The 17076-nt window shown below is 60.7% G+C and carries 17 protein-coding genes, 1 tRNA gene and 1 pseudogene; 12 read left to right on the forward strand and 7 right to left on the reverse strand.

Going from position 1 to position 17076, the window contains the following annotated elements; genetic code table 11:
* The first annotated feature begins 4 nt into the window (after positions 1-4).
* Positions 5-877 carry a thioredoxin gene (gene trxA, locus Q9451_RS28060; RefSeq protein WP_012270283.1) on the forward strand — a complete coding sequence of 291 codons (873 nt, stop codon included), beginning with the start codon at positions 5-7 and terminating at the stop codon, positions 875-877.
* 61 nt (positions 878-938) lie between these two features.
* On the opposite strand, the gene Q9451_RS28065 is transcribed toward trxA, so the two are convergent.
* Both Q9451_RS28065 and Q9451_RS28070 read right to left on the reverse strand, forming a co-directional pair.
* A complete protein-coding gene (locus Q9451_RS28065) occupies positions 939-2423 on the reverse strand; it encodes a hypothetical protein (protein ID WP_012270282.1) in 1485 nt (494 codons plus the stop codon).
* Positions 2424-2500: 77 nt separating this feature from the next.
* A complete protein-coding gene (locus tag Q9451_RS28070; protein WP_012270281.1) occupies positions 2501-2860 on the reverse strand; it encodes a hypothetical protein in 360 nt (119 codons plus the stop codon).
* Between the two features lie 130 nt (positions 2861-2990).
* Here Q9451_RS28070 and Q9451_RS28075 point away from each other — a divergent pair, with 130 nt between their 5' ends.
* The 5 genes from Q9451_RS28075 (at position 2991) to Q9451_RS28095 (ending at position 6917) form a co-directional block, all read left to right on the forward strand.
* Complete coding sequence (locus Q9451_RS28075) at positions 2991-3566, forward strand: DUF2796 domain-containing protein (protein WP_012270280.1); 576 nt, start codon at positions 2991-2993, stop codon at positions 3564-3566.
* Complete coding sequence (locus tag Q9451_RS28080; RefSeq protein ID WP_012270279.1) at positions 3567-4277, forward strand: ABC transporter ATP-binding protein; 711 nt, start codon at positions 3567-3569, stop codon at positions 4275-4277.
* Entirely contained in the window at positions 4277-5542 is a 1266-nt protein-coding gene (locus tag Q9451_RS28085; protein WP_345960819.1) for an ABC transporter permease, read from the forward strand. The genes Q9451_RS28080 and Q9451_RS28085 overlap by 1 nt, the downstream gene beginning before the upstream one ends.
* 9 nt (positions 5543-5551) lie before the next feature.
* A complete protein-coding gene (locus Q9451_RS28090; RefSeq protein WP_012270277.1) occupies positions 5552-6124 on the forward strand; it encodes a DUF3299 domain-containing protein in 573 nt (190 codons plus the stop codon).
* 109 nt (positions 6125-6233) lie between these two features.
* Positions 6234-6917, forward strand: coding sequence for an OmpW family outer membrane protein (locus Q9451_RS28095; RefSeq protein WP_012270276.1), 684 nt, complete (start codon positions 6234-6236; stop codon positions 6915-6917).
* Here Q9451_RS28095 and Q9451_RS28100 read toward each other — a convergent pair.
* Positions 6905-8110, reverse strand: coding sequence for an MFS transporter (locus tag Q9451_RS28100; RefSeq protein WP_012270275.1), 1206 nt, complete (start codon positions 8108-8110; stop codon positions 6905-6907). The genes Q9451_RS28095 and Q9451_RS28100 overlap by 13 nt on opposite strands.
* A gap of 101 nt (positions 8111-8211) precedes the next feature.
* Here Q9451_RS28100 and Q9451_RS28105 point away from each other — a divergent pair, with 101 nt between their 5' ends.
* Complete coding sequence (locus tag Q9451_RS28105) at positions 8212-8655, forward strand: helix-turn-helix domain-containing protein (RefSeq protein ID WP_012270274.1); 444 nt, start codon at positions 8212-8214, stop codon at positions 8653-8655.
* A 28-nt stretch (positions 8656-8683) separates the two neighbouring features.
* Here Q9451_RS28105 and Q9451_RS28110 read toward each other — a convergent pair whose 3' ends face one another.
* Both Q9451_RS28110 and Q9451_RS28115 read right to left on the reverse strand, forming a co-directional pair.
* Positions 8684-9616, reverse strand: coding sequence for an NAD-dependent epimerase/dehydratase family protein (locus Q9451_RS28110; RefSeq protein WP_012270273.1), 933 nt, complete (start codon positions 9614-9616; stop codon positions 8684-8686).
* On the reverse strand, positions 9609-10493 hold the full coding sequence (locus Q9451_RS28115) for a sugar nucleotide-binding protein (protein ID WP_041166360.1): 885 nt from the start codon (positions 10491-10493) through the stop codon (positions 9609-9611). Before Q9451_RS28115 ends, Q9451_RS28110 begins: the two co-directional genes overlap by 8 nt.
* 257 nt (positions 10494-10750) lie before the next feature.
* Between Q9451_RS28115 and Q9451_RS28120 the strand changes: the two are divergent.
* From Q9451_RS28120 to Q9451_RS28130, 3 genes and pseudogenes are all read left to right on the forward strand, one after another.
* A pseudogene (locus Q9451_RS28120) lies at positions 10751-11790 on the forward strand (hypothetical protein).
* Positions 11791-11807: 17 nt separating this feature from the next.
* The gene (locus tag Q9451_RS28125) at positions 11808-12599 is read left to right on the forward strand and encodes a TSUP family transporter (protein ID WP_012270269.1); all 792 of its coding nucleotides are present in this window, start codon (positions 11808-11810) and stop codon (positions 12597-12599) included.
* A gap of 8 nt (positions 12600-12607) precedes the next feature.
* On the forward strand, positions 12608-13453 hold the full coding sequence (locus tag Q9451_RS28130; RefSeq protein WP_012270268.1) for an alpha/beta hydrolase family protein: 846 nt from the start codon (positions 12608-12610) through the stop codon (positions 13451-13453).
* A gap of 10 nt (positions 13454-13463) precedes the next feature.
* On the opposite strand, the gene Q9451_RS28135 is transcribed toward Q9451_RS28130, so the two are convergent.
* The gene (locus tag Q9451_RS28135) at positions 13464-14273 is read right to left on the reverse strand and encodes a helix-turn-helix transcriptional regulator (RefSeq protein ID WP_012270267.1); all 810 of its coding nucleotides are present in this window, start codon (positions 14271-14273) and stop codon (positions 13464-13466) included.
* A 177-nt stretch (positions 14274-14450) separates the two neighbouring features.
* Between Q9451_RS28135 and Q9451_RS28140 the strand changes: the two genes are divergently transcribed.
* Positions 14451-15893, forward strand: a complete 1443-nt coding sequence (locus tag Q9451_RS28140; protein ID WP_012270266.1) for an alanine/glycine:cation symporter family protein — start codon at positions 14451-14453, stop codon at positions 15891-15893.
* A 71-nt stretch (positions 15894-15964) separates the two neighbouring features.
* Complete coding sequence (locus Q9451_RS28145) at positions 15965-16954, forward strand: asparaginase (protein WP_041166359.1); 990 nt, start codon at positions 15965-15967, stop codon at positions 16952-16954.
* Between the two features lie 24 nt (positions 16955-16978).
* Here the strand turns inward: Q9451_RS28145 and Q9451_RS28150 are convergent.
* Positions 16979-17074, reverse strand: a tRNA-Sec gene (locus Q9451_RS28150).
* Positions 17075-17076: the final 2 nt, after the last annotated feature.

Below are 17076 nucleotides of genomic sequence, written 5' to 3' on the forward strand. Positions count from 1 at the left end.
CGCAATGAGCCAAGACACGCCTTACATTTTCGACGCCACCGATGCCACCTTCCAGCAACTGGTGATCGAGAACTCCTTCCACAAGCCGGTGCTGGTGGACTTCTGGGCCGAGTGGTGCGCGCCGTGCAAGGCGCTGATGCCGTTGCTGGCCAAGATCGCCGAGGGTTACCAGGGCGAACTGCTGCTGGCCAAGATCAATTGCGACGTGGAGCAACAGGTGGTTGCCCAGTTCGGCATCCGCAGCCTGCCGACCGTGGTCCTGTTCAAGGACGGCCAGCCGGTGGACGGTTTCGCCGGAGCACAGCCGGAATCGGCGATTCGCGCCATGCTCGAGCCGCATGTGCAAATGCCCGCCGCACCCGCCGCTTCGCCGCTGGAGCAGGCCAAGGCACTGTTTGCCGAAAGCCGCTTCGCGGAAGCCGAAGCACTGCTGCAGGTGCTGCTGGGTGAGGACAACAGCAATGCCGAAGCGCTGATTCTATACGCTCGCTGCCTGGCCGAGCGCGGTGAGCTGGGCGAAGCGCAGGTGGTATTGGACGCGGTCAAGACTGACGAACACAAAGCTGCACTGGCGGGTGCCAAGGCACAGCTGACCTTCCTGCGCCAGGCTGCCAGCCTGCCGGAAGTGGCTGACCTGAAAAGCCGCCTGGCGCAGAACCCGCAGGATGACGAGGCGGCTTATCAGCTGAGCATCCAGCAGCTGGCGCGCCAACAGTATGAGGCGGCGTTGGAGGGGTTGCTGAAGCTGTTCCAGCGTAACCGTGCCTATGAGAACGGGCTGCCGCATAAGGCATTGCTGCAGGTGTTCGAGCTACTGGGCAATGATCACCCGCTGGTCAACGTTTACCGACGCAAGCTGTTCGCTGCGATGTATTGATAGCCAATGCCAGGTACGGCCGCCCGACATCGGGCGGCTGCATCGATCGATTCTACAGGTATTAGCCAATATCAAGGCTCAGCGCCGTCTGCAGGTCGATCAGTGGGACAGGCAGGATCAACACTGCCCAGATAAACGCCTCGCCCAGATCGCTGTACGCCCGAATGATACAAAAGGGCTCATTATCAAACCGTTCGATAGCTCCGTTGCTGGCAATAAAACAGTTAAACCCGCTCCAATAGGTATCTTCATAGGGGATCACGACTTCCTGACCTCCCTTTCGATAGCACAGCTTTACATGACCATGTAATGACGGCGTCAAGCGAATATAGCCGGTCGGAACGCCACGAAGAACCATAACTGTGGACGTGAACGTGCTGTTTTCCACTGCGGCCTGAATGACGCAATACTCGCACAGTGTCTCGATACTAGATGCTTCTCGTTCGTCAGGCAGGAAGGTACACCCCCAACCCTTTGGCTCTATCCGACCTCCATATTGACTCCACGAACGTGGATGCTCACCTGCATTACTGGGCAAAAGGCTCAGCGTTACCGTTTGCGCCCCATTAATCACCCGCACCCTGGGTTCAAGGCCGAACGACTGGCCCTCAACTTGCACGTGTGCGAGTGGGGGCTCACTCGATTGAAGTTCAAAGCGACTCCTAACAATTGAGCCATCCGTTTCCAAAACCCCACTACGCACGAGCCCCGGTGGCATGAGGAGGCTGGGGCAGTCTTGTATATCCTGCTGGGCAAGCGCAGCCCCAGGATAGCGTGTCGCATCCAGCACCATGGACACGCCTGCCGTTGATACAGGAATAGGCGGATAGAGGTTGGGAAAGAAAGCGATACCGTGCTCCCCAATCACAGGATACAAGGCTAGAAACGATGATTGATTCTCTACCGCGCTTATCGAGCGAAGCCAGAAATGCATGGGCTTGAGTACTCGGGTGCTCAACGGCTGGATTTTACCCAGCTGAATGAATTTGCTGGAATCAGCATGCCCCCGGAAAAAGAGGGCATAGGGCAATGCCCCCAGTTCATCGCGAGTGGATGTTTGATAGGCATTGGAGAGATAGAAAACGGGATACTTAGCCCACCCTAGTGATACACGCTGCTCACTGTCATAGCGTCCTGCGTTGGCTTCGAGGTCTATTTCCAGGCAGAGCTCAACACCCTGTTCCTCTATCACATGCCGTACTTGAGTGATGGTCCTTGTCCGTCCGCCCAATGAGCGGACCAGGTGAATAACCACACACGACAGGATTCTGCGTCTGACCACCAACCGTAACGGGCTACCGTCACCGCCCGTCACCTGTAATTTCAATGGCCCCAATGAGCATCGAAAGAACTGTGCCGATTCCATTGTCGTGTCGATTTCAAACTCAATATCCTGCGCACAGAACCCGTCGCCCTGCGGTTCTAGCGCATGAGCCTTCCAATACTCATTAAGTTTGCGCCAATCGAAGAACACCATGAAGGGCCAGCCGTAAAGGCTATCCTCGCCGGAGCGGACTTCATCGTTTGCGCCATTGCTGATATCCATTCTTTCCACCCGCGGTAGTGCCGTTCAGGTGACTGTCACGTATCACCCAAAGCGTCACAACTGGCAGAAATGACAGGTCATTCGGCTTTTCGTGGCCCCACCCAATGGTAAACCGGCGCATCACCCACGTTTTCAACCCGCACATCTGGACTATGGCGCAACCTGACCAACAATCGTTTACCTGCCGCGACACTTCCTACCAGCGCTTCCAATTGCTCCAACAGCTGAGGCCCTGCGACGTGCCCGGCCCGTTGCAGTAACTCACGTGCTGTTGCCCATTGCCCATCATCCTGACTTGGCGGGGCGTGGACCACTGCGGTTGCGTCTACAGACGCCTCACGCCCCGTCACCCGTTGCCCCAGCTGCGCCCACTCTTCTGGCGCCAGCTCAATGGTCAGGTCCACTGGCCATTCACCAATCTGTCCGCGAATTCTCATGATGCATTCCTTGAGCCCAGGTCAATGCAGCCATGCTACCGCAACATGAAACCTTAGCCACGCAGGCTGGCGGCGCGCAGAAAAATTGTTATAACATAACTCAACCTTCCAGCCCGCTCCGGAGTCGTCCATGCGTCGCCTGCTGCTCGCCCTGCCCTTCGCCTTGCTGCCACTGGCCGTGGCCCATGCCCACGATGACCATGATCACGACCACGCCCATGGCACACTCGGCGCCCATGAGCATGGCGTAGCCAAGCTCAACGTCGTACTCGATGGCAACACCCTGGAGCTTGAGCTGGACAGCCCGGCCATGAACCTGGTCGGTTTCGAGCACGCGGCCAGCAGCGATGCTGACAAGGCCAAGGTCGCCGCCGTACGCCAGCAGCTCGAACAACCGTTGACGCTGGTCGGCCTGGCTGCTGCCGCAGGCTGCAAAGAAGAACAGCAGGCGCTGGAAAGCCCGCTGTTCGGTGACGCCCCGAAAGCCGACGAGGATGGCGACGATCATGAGCATGGGCACCAACACAGCGACATTGGCGCCCATTACCAGCTGACCTGCGCCAACCCCGAGAAACTGACACAGGTGGACCTGGCACCACTGTTCAAGGCCTTCCCGGCCACCCAGAAAATCAACTTGCAACTGATCGGCCCCAATGGCCAGAAAGGTGTGGAAACCACGCCGGCCCAGGCAACGGTCGCCTTCTGAATGAGCCAGCCGTTGATCGAACTGCGTGACCTGGTGTTCGCCTGGCCAGGTCAGCCGCCGCTGCTGGACATTCCAGCCTTGCGCCTGAACGCTGGTGAAGCCTTGTTCCTCAAGGGCCCCAGCGGCAGTGGCAAGACCACCTTGCTGGGCCTGCTGGGCGGGGTGAGCGTGCCCGCCCAGGGCCGTATCGAGTTGCTCGGCCAGGACCTCGGCGGGCTGAGTCAGGGCGCCCGCGACCGTTTTCGGGTGGATCACACGGGGTACATCTTTCAGCAGTTCAACCTGCTGCCATTTCTGTCGGTACGTGAAAACGTCGAGCTGCCCTGCCGCTTCTCGCGCAGCCGCAAGGCCCGCGCCGAGCAGCGCCATGGCGGTGTCGACCAGGCAGCCAGCACGCTGTTGGCGCACCTGGGCCTGGACGACCCCGCCCTGCTCGCCCGCCGCGCCGACAGCCTGTCGATCGGCCAGCAGCAGCGGGTCGCCGCCGCCCGCGCACTGATCGGCCAGCCCGAGTTGGTGATTGCCGACGAGCCGACTTCGGCACTGGATACCGACACCCGCGAAGCGTTCATCCGCCTGCTGTTCGATGAGTGCCGCGCCGCCGGCGCAAGCTTGTTGTTCGTCAGCCACGATCAAAGCCTGGCACCGCTGTTCGACCGCCACCTTTCCCTGGCCGACCTCAACCGCGCCGCCAAGCCCCGGGAGGCCTGATGTACCTGCTCCGCCTTACCCTGGCCAGCCTGGCCAACCGCCGTTTCACTGCGTTTCTGACCGCTTTTGCCATTGCCTTGTCGGTGTGCCTGCTGCTGGCCGTGGAGCGGGTCCGTACCGAGGCTCGCGCCAGCTTCGCCAGCACCATCAGCGGAACCGACCTGATCGTCGGCGCCCGCTCTGGCTCGGTGAACCTGCTGCTGTATTCGGTGTTCCGCATTGGTAACGCCACCAACAACATCCGTTGGGACAGCTTCCAGCATTATGCCCAGGACCCACGGGTGAAGTGGGCAATCCCGATCTCGCTGGGCGACTCCCACCGTGGCTACAGGGTGATGGGTACCACGGCGGATTACTTCAGCCATTACCAGTACGGTCGCCGCCAGCACCTGGAACTGAGCCAGGGACGTGAGTTCGCCAGCGACCCCTTCGAAGTGGTGCTCGGCGCCGAAGTGGCCGAGGCGCTGCATTACAAGCTGGGTGACAAGCTGGTACTGGCCCACGGCGTGGCCGCCATCAGCCTGGTCAAGCACGACGACAAACCATTCACCGTGGTCGGTGTGCTCAAACGCACCGGCACACCGGTCGATCGCACCCTGCATATCAGCCTGGGGGGTATGGAAGCGATCCATATCGACTGGCACAACGGCGTACCCGCCCGTGGCGCCGGGCGCATCAGCGCCGAGCAAGCACGCGCGATGGACCTGCAACCTGCCGCCATCACTGCATTCATGCTGGGGCTGAACAGCAAGATCGCGACCTTCAGCCTGCAGCGGGAGATCAATGAGTACCGCAGCGAGCCGCTGCTGGCGATCCTACCTGGGGTGGCCCTGCAGGAGCTCTGGAGCCTGATGGGCACTGCCGAACAAGCACTGTTCGTGGTGTCGCTGTTCGTGGTGCTGACCGGCCTGATTGGCATGCTCACGGCGATTCTTACCAGCCTCAACGAGCGCCGCCGGGAGATGGCGATCTTACGCTCGGTCGGTGCCAGGCCTTGGCATATCGCGGGGCTGCTGGTACTGGAGGCACTGTCACTGGCGGCGGTCGGGATCGTGGCCGGGCTTGGCTTGCTGTACGCGGGGATTGCCCTTGCGCAGGGGTATGTACAGGCGAACTATGGCTTGTATCTGCCACTGGCCCTACCTAGCGCTCATGAATGGACCTTGCTGGCTATCATCCTGGGGGCTGCGTTGCTGATGGGTAGCGTGCCTGCGTGGCGGGCGTATCGGCAGTCGCTGGCCGATGGTTTGTCCATACACCTCTGAGTGCGCGTAATGATCAAACACCTCATCGCCCTCTTCGCGGGTTCACCCGCGAAGAGGCCAGTAAAGGCAACACAATTTCTACTGGTCATATTGCTCTCGCTGACATTGCCTGCCTGGGCCTCAGAACCCCGTGAACTGGACTGGCCCGCCCTGATCCCCGAAGGCGCCCCGGTCATCCCACCACAACTGGCGCCGCTGCACGACATGTCGCAGCTAAGCAACGCCCTGTCTGCCGAGTCTGCCCCACCCGCGCGCCAGCAAGCCCCCGATGCCCCGGTGGTGAAAGGTCTCGACGGCCAGCAGGTCAAGCTGCCGGGCTACATCGTGCCACTGGAGGTCAGCGAAGAAGGCCGCACCACCGAATTCCTGCTGGTCCCTTACTACGGTGCGTGTATCCACGTGCCACCCCCACCGTCGAACCAGATCGTGCACATTTTCAGTGAGATGGGCGTGCGCGTCGAAGACCTCTACCAACCTTACTGGATCGAGGGGAAGATGCAGGTTAGAGCCTCCAGCAGCGAACTGGCCGACGCTGGCTACCAGATGGAGGCCGAGAAAATATACGCGTATGAGCTGAGATGAGAACTGTTTCGAATTCGTGAAGACGCTTCTTTGAGCTGGGTCAAACTTTCTGTTTAACCAGCTCCGTACCATTGGACTACTCGATTAATAACGTCCTTTGGGAGCTTCCATGAACAAGTCCTTGCTCGGCGCCTCGCTTGTGGCCCTTGCGCTCGCCGCCCCTGTTGCCCACGCTCACCAGGCAGGCGATGTCATCGTCCGCGCAGGCGCCATCACCACCGCCCCTAACGAAAGCAGCGGCGACCTGAAATTCGATGGCAACAAGGTTTCGGGCACCAAGGCAACCCTGGACAGCGACACCCAGCTGGGCTTGACCTTTGCCTATATGCTCACCGACCACATCGGCCTGGAGCTGCTGGCAGCCACCCCGTTCAAGCACACCGTAGGCGTAAAAGGCCTGGGCGGCGGCCTGGACGGCAAGCTGGCCGACATCAAGCAACTGCCACCGACCCTGTCGCTGCAGTACTACCCGATGGAACCGAACTCCAAGTTCCAGCCCTATGCCGGCGTGGGCATCAACTACACCCTGTTCTTCGATGAAGACCTCAGCAGTGCCCGCAAGCAGCAAGGCTTCAGCAACCTGAAACTGCAGGACTCGATCGGGATCGCCGGCCAGCTGGGCATGGACTACATGATCACCGACAACCTGCTGGTCAACGCCTCGGTCTGGTACGTCGACATCGACACCAAGGCCAGCGTCAACGGCCCGACCGCTTTGGGCTACAGCAAGACCAAGGTCGACGTCGATGTCGACCCGTGGGTGTACATGGTCGGCCTTGGCTACAAGTTCTGACCTGAACACGGCAGGGCGGCTTCGGCCGCCCTCGCACGTTGCAGCCATAGCCAGTAGCCCAGCGCTACCGCGCTGATGGCCATGCCAAGCCCGCACACTGCGACCCACCCCCAATGGGCAAACACCCAGGCCGCCAACACCGCTCCCAGCCCGCTGCCAAGCGAGTAGCAACACATGTAGGCACCGATCAACCGGCTGGCCATCGCGCCACGCCCGGCCAGCAACAGGCTCTGGTTGGTGACATGTACCGCCTGCACGGCAAAGTCCAGCATCAGCACTCCCAGCACGAAGGCCATCAGTGAAGCCCCGACAAACGCCGTGGGCAACCACGACAGCGTCAGCAAGGCCAGCGCCAACCCAGTAGTGCGTTCACCCTGCCCCTGGTCAGCCAGACGACCGGCACGCGAAGCTGCCAAGGTACCCGCGACACCTGCCAGGCCGAACAGGCCGATCTCGGTATGGCTCAGCGCCAACGGCGCAGCACTGAGCGGCATGACCATGGCACTCCATAGCACGCTGAACGAGGCGAAGATCAACACTCCAAACATGCCTCGCTGGCGCAGCAACCTGTCGTGCCGGTACAGGTTGAACTGGGACACAATCAGCGCCCGGTAGCCAGACCGATGCATGACGGGCTGCACCGAGGGCAAGCTACGCCATATCACCAGTGCCAGCACTATCAAGACGCCTGCGGCCATCCAGTACACGCTGCGCCAACCGGCCAGGTCGGCCAACCCGCCCGAGACCAGGCGCGCAAGCAGAATGCCCAGCACCACACCACTGGTGACGGCGCCTACCGCCTGCCCTTGCTGGCCCGGTGAGGCCAGGCTCGCGGCATGCGCCACCATCACCTGCACCATCACGGCCATCAACCCGGTGACGGCTAGAGCCACCAGCAGCATTGCCCAACTTTGCGACATGCCGACGCCGATCAGCGCCAGAGCCGAGAACAGCAACTGGCCAAGCAACAGGCGCTTGCGATCGACCAAGTCACCCAGCGGCACGATCAGTAGCAACCCCAGGGCATAGCCCGCCTGGGTCGCGCCAACTACCCAGCCAATCTGCTGCTGCCCTACCCCCAGCTCGGCAGCCATCGACTCAAGCAGAGGCTGAGCGAAGTACACCGTCGCGACGGCCATGGCGCTGGTAATGGCAAGCAACAGGGTTGTCCAGCGTGTCAGTGAAGGTGCCATCGGACCAACCTCGTCAATCTGGTTTCGATTTGAAACCACACACTGGCTATTTAGCAAATGTGGTTTTAATCTGCAACCAGACGTTAAGACAGGTTTGCACCATGCTCGATGAACACAATGCGCAATGCCCCGTAGCCCGGGCCCTGGAGGTGCTGGGTGACCGTTGGGCGCTGATGATCCTGCGCGATGCCTTTGACGGCCTGCACCGGTTCAGTGAATTTCACAAGAACCTGGGGCTGGCGAAGAACATCCTCGCCTCGCGGCTCAAACTACTGGTGGAGAGCGAGTTGCTGGCCTTGCAGCCGGCATCGGATGGCAGTGCCTACAAGGAATATGTGCTGACCGCGAAAGGGCGGTCGGTGTTTCCAGTGGTGGTTGGCTTGAGGCAATGGGGGGAGCGGTTTCTGTTCGAGGCGGGTGAGGCGCGTTCGGAATTGGTGGAGGGAGCTACCGGGCAGGCGCTTGAGACGTTGCAGGTGCGTGCCCAGGATGGGCGGGTTTTGCATGCCGAAGACTGCCTGCGCAGAATGGTGCGGCATGAATGATTTGGGGCTGCTGCGCAGCCCCCGGTTATCAGGCCTTGCCCAGAAGCCGCGCCAGCCCCTCGACCATCGGCGTCGCCTGCGCGAACTTGAACCGCGCCAGCAACCGCTGATTATCCGCCCGCGAATGGCGAATATCCCCCGAACGGGCCGCGACATAGCTGATCGCTGGCAAGCTCCCCACCACCTTCTCCAGCGCTGCCAGCAACTGGTTCAGCGAAGTCGCCTGGTTGAGGCCGATGTTCACCGCCCCCTCCTCGACCTGCGGCTGCTCCAATGCTTGCACCATCACCTGCACCAGATCACCCACGTAGAGGAAATCACGGGTCTGCTCGCCATCGCCAAACACCGTGATCGGCAAGCCCTGTACAGCGCGCTCGCAGAAAATGCTGATCACACCGGAATACGGTGAGGACGGGTCCTGACGTGGCCCGAAAATATTGAAGAAGCGAAACACCACCGGCTCCAGACCATGCTGGCGGCGGTAGAAGTCCAGGTATTGCTCACTGGCCAGTTTGTCCACGGCATAGGGGGTCAGCGGCGCCTTGGGGGTCTCTTCGGCAATCGACTCGCCCTCGCCATTGTTGCCATACACCGCCGCACTGGAAGCGAACAGCACCCGACGCACGCCATGCACGCGCATGGCTTCACAAACATTGAGGGTGCCGATGAAGTTGCTCTGATGGGTGCGTACCGGGTCCTCGACCGAGGCCTGCACCGAGGCCACCGCCGCCAGGTGCACTACAGCACGGCAGCCAGCCGCTGTCTGTGTAACCAACCCGGCATCGGCTACATCGCCTTCGATCAGCTCCAACCGTGGGTGGTCGACCTGCAGGTTGCTCCTGCGGCCTGTGGAAAAGTCATCAAGAATGCGTACGGCGTAGCCTTTGTCCAACAACGCATCGCACAGGTGGGAGCCAATGAAGCCGGCACCGCCGGTGATCAGGATGGGGGCGTCAGCCATGGCGGTAGAACCGGTCCAGTAGAGGCGGCAAGCCAGCGCGCCAGGCACGCGGCTTGATACCGAAGGTATGAAGGATTTTCTTGCAGGCCAGTACCGCATGTTGCGGCTCTTCGCTGGCATCCGGGCGCGCGGCATGGGCTTGCGGTGTGGGGGCCTGCACGGCCAGTTGGCGGTGCTGGCCGGCCTCGGTGAGGATCGCCTGGCCCAGCGCCAGCGGCGTGGTCGCCTCGTTGCCAGCGTAATGGTAGGTGCCCCACAACGGCGCATTGCAATCGAGCTGCTTGAGCACCGACAGGATCACCCGGGCGGCATCATCGACAGGCGTCGGGTTGCCACGTCGATCATCGGCCAGCAGCAGCTCTTGTGGTTGCTCGGCACGTGTCAGGAAGCGGCCCAACGAGCCGTCGATGCTCTCGTCGAGCAGCCAGCCAAAGCGCAGCAGTACATGCTGTGGGCAGGCCGCACGCACGCTCTGCTCGATGCGCCACAAGGCCTGGCCACGCAGGCCCAGCGGCACGGGCTCGTCTTTTTCGCTATAGGCCGTGGCCCGCGAACCATCGAACACCCGGTAGCTGGAAGGCTGCACCAGGGTGATCTGGTGGTGCTGGCACAGCTCCGCCAGCCGCTCCACCGCCCGCTCCTGTTGAGCCAGGCGCTGCTCGCTGACCGACTCGGCCTGGAACCAGTCGAAGTAATAGGCCAGGTTGACCAGCGCGTCGGGGCGGTGATCGTCGAGCAACTGAGTGAGGCTGGCCGGCGTCCAGCCGTTCTCGGGCGGGCGTGGCGCCAGGAATGCGATGTCCTCCTCGGCCCCAAGACGAATCAGCGCTTGCCCGAGGGCATTGCCACCACCCAACAGCATTAGGCGCATACGCATAGAGTCAGCAGATCCGGAGAGGTTGATGAAGGAAAGGGGCATTTTGCGGTTTCCGCTGCGGGAAGTCCAACGTCTGGCCCTGTGACTGCTTCAGGCGGTGCGGTTTCCGAGCTGCCAAAGCTCACTATCGCGACACACAGATATTTCCTACGGCATACCAGGAACGAGCTGACTACCACGCAAAAGCATAACTGCATTCAATAGTTCCCCCCTTGCCAACAGGGGAGCCCCACAAAAATAAGTACAAGGAACGTTCAATGCCTCACTCGCAAGCCGCATACCTGGATTTTTCCCCCGAGCAAAGTCGGGCCATAGCCTTTGCAAGCCAAACCCTTGCAGACTCCGGCGGCCCGGAAGCAAAGGGGGCTGCAATCCAGGCACGTATATTGGCCGACCAAATCCAGAAATCCTTGACTGACGAGCAGCGTTCGCTGCTACAGCGCTTCGGCGAAGGCAGATTGTCTACGCTGATGTACAGGCACATGCCTTATGCCGACGAGCCGATACCTGAAAACCTTCCCGATATCACCGCCTTGGCGCAAAACCCTCGCTGCACATACCTCGCCTCGCGCAATCAGCTGCTGCTGGAGCTCGCACGACACCGAAATTTCGCTTTTGATATCGACAACGAGGGCAAGCAGGTCCGTCTGGTTGGCAACTTCAAGGGAGGAGGCCGAATTCCACGGGTTGGCGAACACCCACGCCTGGAAGTTGAAACCAGCTCGCATGCAGGCTTGTGCTTGGGGCCGCACACTGAAGCGCCTTACAACTGTTCAACAGTCTCCAGTGATGGTCACTCCCCTGCTCCCTCTGCACTTATCCTCACTGCTCGCTGGAACCCCGCCAATGACCCTACGCATGTCTTTCCCCTACAAGAAATCATCGAGCGCTTGAGCAGCCTGGGTGCGCTCGCACTGACCTCAAAATCTTTCGACTTCACTCGCAGTGAGTGCTTGCTGACGGAAAAGGCAAAGCAGGTGAAGCAGTTTCAATGCTTCAGTTCGAGCCTAACGGTGGCTTCTCTGTACGCTTCAACAGTTACCGCTTCAGTTTGAATGAGCGTGCTTGCAGCGCTGCAGCACGCGCGTTCAGTACTTTTCGGAAAATGCTGAGTAGCGTACAACCACTGGTGTTTGTCTTGCAGCCCGACCGTGCATTGTTAATCAACAACAGCAGAGCGTTGCACGGTCGCCAGACAGTTGAGGACAACCGGCGCCTTCTCATTCGTCAATTCGGATACTCCCCCTTCGCAGCACCGTTGGTACTTGTTGAGGATCCGCTGCTGGTGCGTGGCTGATTAGCGAAAAATACCCAATGATTGAAATCGATTTAACGCTTGTCCTGATACTGGCACTCGTCGCACTCACGGCCGGCTTTTTCGACGCTATCGCCGGAGGCGGTGGCCTGATCACGCTCCCCGTACTGTTCATCGCCGGTATAGAGCCCTTGGCGGCAATTGCCACTAATAAATTCCAGGCAGCTTCAGCGACGGTTTCGGCTACTTGCGCCTTTGCCCGCAAAGGCATGATCGACTGGAGACGAGGCAGCTCGATGGCGGTCATGTCGTTTATTGGCGGCGCTCTGGGAGCCTTGTCGATAACGTATGTGCCCAAAAGCCTTTTACAGGCATGCGTCCCCCCGCTGCTGATCCTGATAGCAGCCTACTTTGCCTTTAGTCCAAGCCCGAATGAACAAGCGCGCAAGGCGAAGATGTCGACTAGCCTGTTTTGTGTGGCGGTTACACCGTTCATTGGGTTTTATGATGGAGTATTTGGCCCTGGCGTCGGCTCGTTCTTCATGCTGGCCTGCGTAATTCTCTTGGGCCAGCACTTGATACAGGCCGTGTGCACCAGCAAGCTTTTGAACGCAGCCTGCAACCTGGGCGCACTGTCAGTCTTTTCACTCAGCGGAGCGATTATCTGGTCGCTGGCGCTGGCAATGGCGCTTGCCGCCTTTCTGGGCGCGCAATTGGGTGCACGCTGCGCAGTTCGTTTCGGCACGAGGCTCATAAGGCTGCTGCTGGTCAGTGTCTGCATCCTCATGGCACTCAAATTACTGCTCGACACGAGCAATCCACTCGGCGAGTGGCTTAACCTGTTACTTTAGAGGGCACCATGCACTTGCAAACGGGATCTTCTCAGCGCCTGAAATGGCAGTTTGACGAACCCGCCCCAGGCAAAGAACTTTTCATCGACGAAGTATTCGGAACCTACCAGCAACAGGCCCGATTGCTGGTACCCGATATCGAGCGCGCAGCGCCTGCATTCGTCCTGGGTGGCGCGCGCTCCGACTTTACCCGGCTCAACCCCCTGCTCTATCGCTTGCAAGCCGCAGGCATAGGTTCGCTCACTGCTAATCTGTCAGGCCATAGCCTTGCCAGTGAACCTGGTGCAGCTTCGCCTTCACTGGCTACGAACCTTGATGAGGCACGACGCTTCCACGCGCATATCGCACCTCAATGCCGAACGATAATTGGCCACAGCCTGGGCGCGGCAATTGCGCTGAAACTTGCAGCACAATTGCCGCAGGTGAACAGCATCGTGCTGGTCTGCCCAGCAGTCTATCCAGACCATGCTCACCAGGCCCCCTTCGGTCCGGCATTCACAGCCGCCATCAGAAAACCCTATGGCTTTCTCGATTGCGACAGTTACGCCTTCCTCAAGCAGTTCCAAGGCAGAGTGCTGATGGTGATAGGCGAATATGACGGGCTCAACTCACAGCGATTCGGCAAAGGCCCAGGCACCAGCGCAGGCAGCCTGTGGCTGACCGGCGCCGAGCGCTACAGCCCGATTCCTGAGGAGGTCACCCAGGCCCTGATGCAATCAGTTGCAGCCGCGCGTTTGCAATGCGTGTTTCTTACAGACTGCGACCATGGCATCGCCGCCCATTTACGCAGTACGCCAGCGATTGCGGATCAGGTTGCGAGCGCCGTGGAAACCTTCATCCTCGAAGACGCCTGACCGTAGGCAGTTACTCGATTTCAAACAAACCGTTACTCAGTGGCCTCACGCTTAGCCGCTCACGTACATCATCATCGATACGCGGATCATCCGGCCGGTACAGTTTCACTTGCCGGTAAGCATTGATGCGATTGATCTCCTCACCCAGGTACTCCCACACCACCCTGGTGCAGGCCGGGTTGCGCCGGTCGCCGCTGGACACACCGGCCTTCAGGCCGTTCAGGCGAGTGATTCGGCTTTTGAAGCTGGGGATGAGGATGGTCTGGCTCATTTCGTTGAACGTCAGCGACTCGTAGTCGATGAGGAACAAACGGTCCTGCAGCTGGAACGCCGCCCCCAGATAACGGCAACGCACCTCGGCATGCTGGTCAGTGGCGCTGGAGCGCTCCTGACGCTCCTGGCGCTCGAACAGGAAGCGGCCACGCTCCTCCCACAGGTGCACCAGTGACACCAGGATCGTGCCCGGCACCGACATGCAGTTGGAATACTCGAAGTAGTAACCGCAATAGCGCGACAGGTTGCCGGCATGATCGTGCAGCGGGCGGAACAGTTCACTGATCGGGTCGCTGGGCTGCTCGGCCAGGGTCGACACCCGTGCGCCAATCAGCCGGGCAAACTGCTCGGCCGGCAGGTTCAACTCGTAATCCTCAACGCCGAAGAAATCGCCGATGCGCTTCAGGTTGAAAGCCGTCGGACGGCTCTGCCCGCTCAGGTACTTGTTGAACTGTGCGCGGTTGATCGACAGCTGGCGGCAAACTTCGGAAATAGAGCGGTAGTGGCTGCAGGCCAACTTGAGGTTGGTAGCGAAATGATCGCTCATAGCGGAATCCAGGTGACGCGAATGACGCCATTGTAGCATCAAGTCGCATCAACTCAGAGCAACCCGCGAAATTGTAACCACTCTTGTCATAGCCAACCATGCGCCCCAACGAATAGCGGTGCGCCTGCCGTCCGCTGGTCTTTCCACACGAAGAATAAGAATCGAGGTCATTTTCCAATGCTCGAAGTAATCAACGATTTCCTTTCGGGGAAACTCCTCATCGTGCTGATCGTAGGGCTGGGTAGCTACTTCACCCTCCGCTCCCGGTTCGTCCAGTTCCGCCATTTCGCCCATATGTTCAGCGTGTTCAAGGAATCGCTGCGTGGCCAGGCAGGCCAGCTGAGCTCCTTCCAGGCACTGATGCTGAGCCTGGCCGGCCGCGTAGGCGCCGGTAACATCGCTGGTGTCGGTATCGCTGTGACCCTGGGTGGCCCAGGTGCCGTGTTCTGGATGTGGGTCACCGCACTGGTGGGTATGTCCAGCAGCTTCTTCGAATGTACCCTGGCCCAAGTGTACAAGCGCGCGGATGGCGATGGCCTGTACCGCGGTGGCCCGGCCTACTACATCCAGCACGGGCTGAAGCTGAAAAGCATGGCCATCGTGTTCTCGATCCTGCTGCTGGTCACCTACGGCTTCGCCTTCATCGGCCTGCAGTCTTACACCGTGACTCACTCGCTGCAGAACGCCTTCGCCTTCGACCCGAAACACACCGGTATCGTCCTGGCCGTGCTGCTGGCCGTCACCTTCATCGGCGGCATCAAGCGTATCGCTGCGGTGTCGGACTTGCTGGTGCCGGTCAAGACCCTGGCCTACATCGGTGTGACCCTGTACGTGATCGGCACCCAGATCGAACATGTGCCGGCCATGCTGGAAACCATCTTCAAAAGCGCCTTCGGCCTTGACCCGGCCTTCGGTGGCCTGCTCGGCAGCGCCATCGTCATGGGCGTCAAACGTGGCGTATTCGCCAACGAAGCGGGCCTGGGCAGTGCGCCGAACGTGGCGGCCGTGGCGGCCGTGAAACACCCGGGTGCGCAGGGCGTGGTGCAGGCTTTCAGCGTGTTCCTCGACACCTTCGTGATCTGCACCTGCACCGCACTGCTGATTCTGCTGTCGGGCTTCTACACCCCTGGTTTCGAGGGCGACGGCATTGTCCTGACCCAGAACTCGCTGGCCGCCGTGGTGGGTGACTGGGGCCGCGTGTTCGTCAGCGTGGCGCTGTCGCTGTTCGTGTTCACCTGCATCCTCTACAACTACTACCTGGGCGAGAACAGCCTGCAGTTCCTGAGCCGCAACCGTGTGGTGCTGATGGTGTTCCGTGGCCTGGTGCTGGCGTTGGTGGTTTGGGGGTCGATGCAAGACCTGTCGACTGTGTTCGCCTTCGCCGACATCACCATGACTTGCCTGGCCTTCGTCAACCTGGTCGCCCTGGCCCTGCTGTTCAAGGTCGGCCTGCGCGTCATGCGCGACTACGACGACCAGCGCAAGGCCGGTGTGCAGCAGCCAGTGTTCGACTCATCCAAGTTCGCCGACCTGGACCTGGACCGTAATGCCTGGCCTGCCAATCCGCAGGTGGAAACAGCCGCTGACAAAGCAGCCGGCCAAGCTCAGCCGCAGCGCTGATATCCTCCCTGCCCAGCCGCCCCTTCCGCGGGCGGCTTTTCTTTCTCCGCTCACCGCTACGGATGCTTGCCATGCGTGCAGTAAAGAATCTTCTCGTTCTCTATACCGGTGGCACCATCGGCATGCTCGAAACCCCGGAAGGCCTGGCGCCGGCCGGTGGCTTCGAAGCGCGGATGCGTGAACACTTTGCCCAGATGGCCGATGCACCCAAGCTGCAATGGGCGCTGCAAGAGCTGAACCCGCTGCTGGACAGCGCCAACATGCAACAGCACAACTGGTTGGCGATGCGCGATGCCATCGTCGAAGCCGTGGATGTTGCAGGCCATGATGGCGTGTTGGTGTTGCATGGCACCGACAGCATGGCTTACAGCGCTGCAGCGTTGTCGTTCCTGTTGCTGGGCCTGCCCGTACCGGTGCTGTTGACCGGCTCGATGCTGCCTGCTGGTGCACCGGGTAGCGATGCCTGGGCCAACCTGTGCGGCGCATTGCGCCAGTTCGAACAAGGCCTGGAAGGTGGAGTGCATCTGTACTTCCACGGCCAACTGCTGCATGGCTGCCGGGCGTCCAAGCTGCGCAGCGAAGCGTTCGATGCCTTTGCCGCTCTACCGCGCCATCGGGGTGGTGAGCGGGCCTCGGCGATTCCCGCCGAACTTGGCTACATGCATCCACGCCAGCCGGTCAACCTGGCCGTAGTGCCGGTGTTCCCAGGGCTGCAGGCCGAGCACTTGCAGGGGCTGATCGACAGCGGTGTACAAGGGGTTCTGCTGGAGTGCTATGGCAGCGGTACGGGTCCATCGGATGACCAAGCGCTGCTTGCTGTGCTGAGCGCGGCACGCCAGCGCGGCGTGATGCTGGCGGCTATCAGCCAGTGCCCAGAAGGCTCCGTGGTGTTCGATACCTATGCGGCAGGTAACCGCTTGCGCGGGGCCGGCCTGATCAGTGGTGGCGGCATGACCCGTGAGGCAGCGCTGGGCAAGATGGTTGCGCTGCTGGGGGCTGGGTTGGATGTCGAAGCCGCCGAGCAGTGGTTTGCGCTGGACCTGTGTGGGGAACGGGCGTAGAAGCGGCCTTGGTACCCAGAAAAATGGCGGAAGGCAGCGGGAGTCGAACCTGCCCGGGAACGGCTGCCGTCCCCAACCGGGTTTGAAGCCCGGCCGCGCCACCGGGCGCGATTGCCTTCCTT

The organism is Pseudomonas sp. NY8896 (assembly GCF_039634505.1).

What these genes read in the sequence shown, in the direction of transcription:
- trxA (WP_012270283.1), top strand. Translation starts at nt 5, where the DNA reads ATGAGCCAAGACACGCCTTACATTTTCGACGCCACCGATGCCACCTTC.
- Q9451_RS28065 (WP_012270282.1), bottom strand. Translation starts at nt 2,423, where the DNA reads ATGGATATCAGCAATGGCGCAAACGATGAAGTCCGCTCCGGCGAGGAT.
- Q9451_RS28070 (WP_012270281.1), bottom strand. Translation starts at nt 2,860, where the DNA reads ATGAGAATTCGCGGACAGATTGGTGAATGGCCAGTGGACCTGACCATT.
- Q9451_RS28075 (WP_012270280.1), top strand. Translation starts at nt 2,991, where the DNA reads ATGCGTCGCCTGCTGCTCGCCCTGCCCTTCGCCTTGCTGCCACTGGCC.
- Q9451_RS28080 (WP_012270279.1), top strand. Translation starts at nt 3,567, where the DNA reads ATGAGCCAGCCGTTGATCGAACTGCGTGACCTGGTGTTCGCCTGGCCA.
- Q9451_RS28085 (WP_345960819.1), top strand. Translation starts at nt 4,277, where the DNA reads ATGTACCTGCTCCGCCTTACCCTGGCCAGCCTGGCCAACCGCCGTTTC.
- Q9451_RS28090 (WP_012270277.1), top strand. Translation starts at nt 5,552, where the DNA reads ATGATCAAACACCTCATCGCCCTCTTCGCGGGTTCACCCGCGAAGAGG.
- Q9451_RS28095 (WP_012270276.1), top strand. Translation starts at nt 6,234, where the DNA reads ATGAACAAGTCCTTGCTCGGCGCCTCGCTTGTGGCCCTTGCGCTCGCC.
- Q9451_RS28100 (WP_012270275.1), bottom strand. Translation starts at nt 8,110, where the DNA reads ATGGCACCTTCACTGACACGCTGGACAACCCTGTTGCTTGCCATTACC.
- Q9451_RS28105 (WP_012270274.1), top strand. Translation starts at nt 8,212, where the DNA reads ATGCTCGATGAACACAATGCGCAATGCCCCGTAGCCCGGGCCCTGGAG.
- Q9451_RS28110 (WP_012270273.1), bottom strand. Translation starts at nt 9,616, where the DNA reads ATGGCTGACGCCCCCATCCTGATCACCGGCGGTGCCGGCTTCATTGGC.
- Q9451_RS28115 (WP_041166360.1), bottom strand. Translation starts at nt 10,493, where the DNA reads ATGCGTATGCGCCTAATGCTGTTGGGTGGTGGCAATGCCCTCGGGCAA.
- Q9451_RS28125 (WP_012270269.1), top strand. Translation starts at nt 11,808, where the DNA reads ATGATTGAAATCGATTTAACGCTTGTCCTGATACTGGCACTCGTCGCA.
- Q9451_RS28130 (WP_012270268.1), top strand. Translation starts at nt 12,608, where the DNA reads ATGCACTTGCAAACGGGATCTTCTCAGCGCCTGAAATGGCAGTTTGAC.
- Q9451_RS28135 (WP_012270267.1), bottom strand. Translation starts at nt 14,273, where the DNA reads ATGAGCGATCATTTCGCTACCAACCTCAAGTTGGCCTGCAGCCACTAC.
- Q9451_RS28140 (WP_012270266.1), top strand. Translation starts at nt 14,451, where the DNA reads ATGCTCGAAGTAATCAACGATTTCCTTTCGGGGAAACTCCTCATCGTG.
- Q9451_RS28145 (WP_041166359.1), top strand. Translation starts at nt 15,965, where the DNA reads ATGCGTGCAGTAAAGAATCTTCTCGTTCTCTATACCGGTGGCACCATC.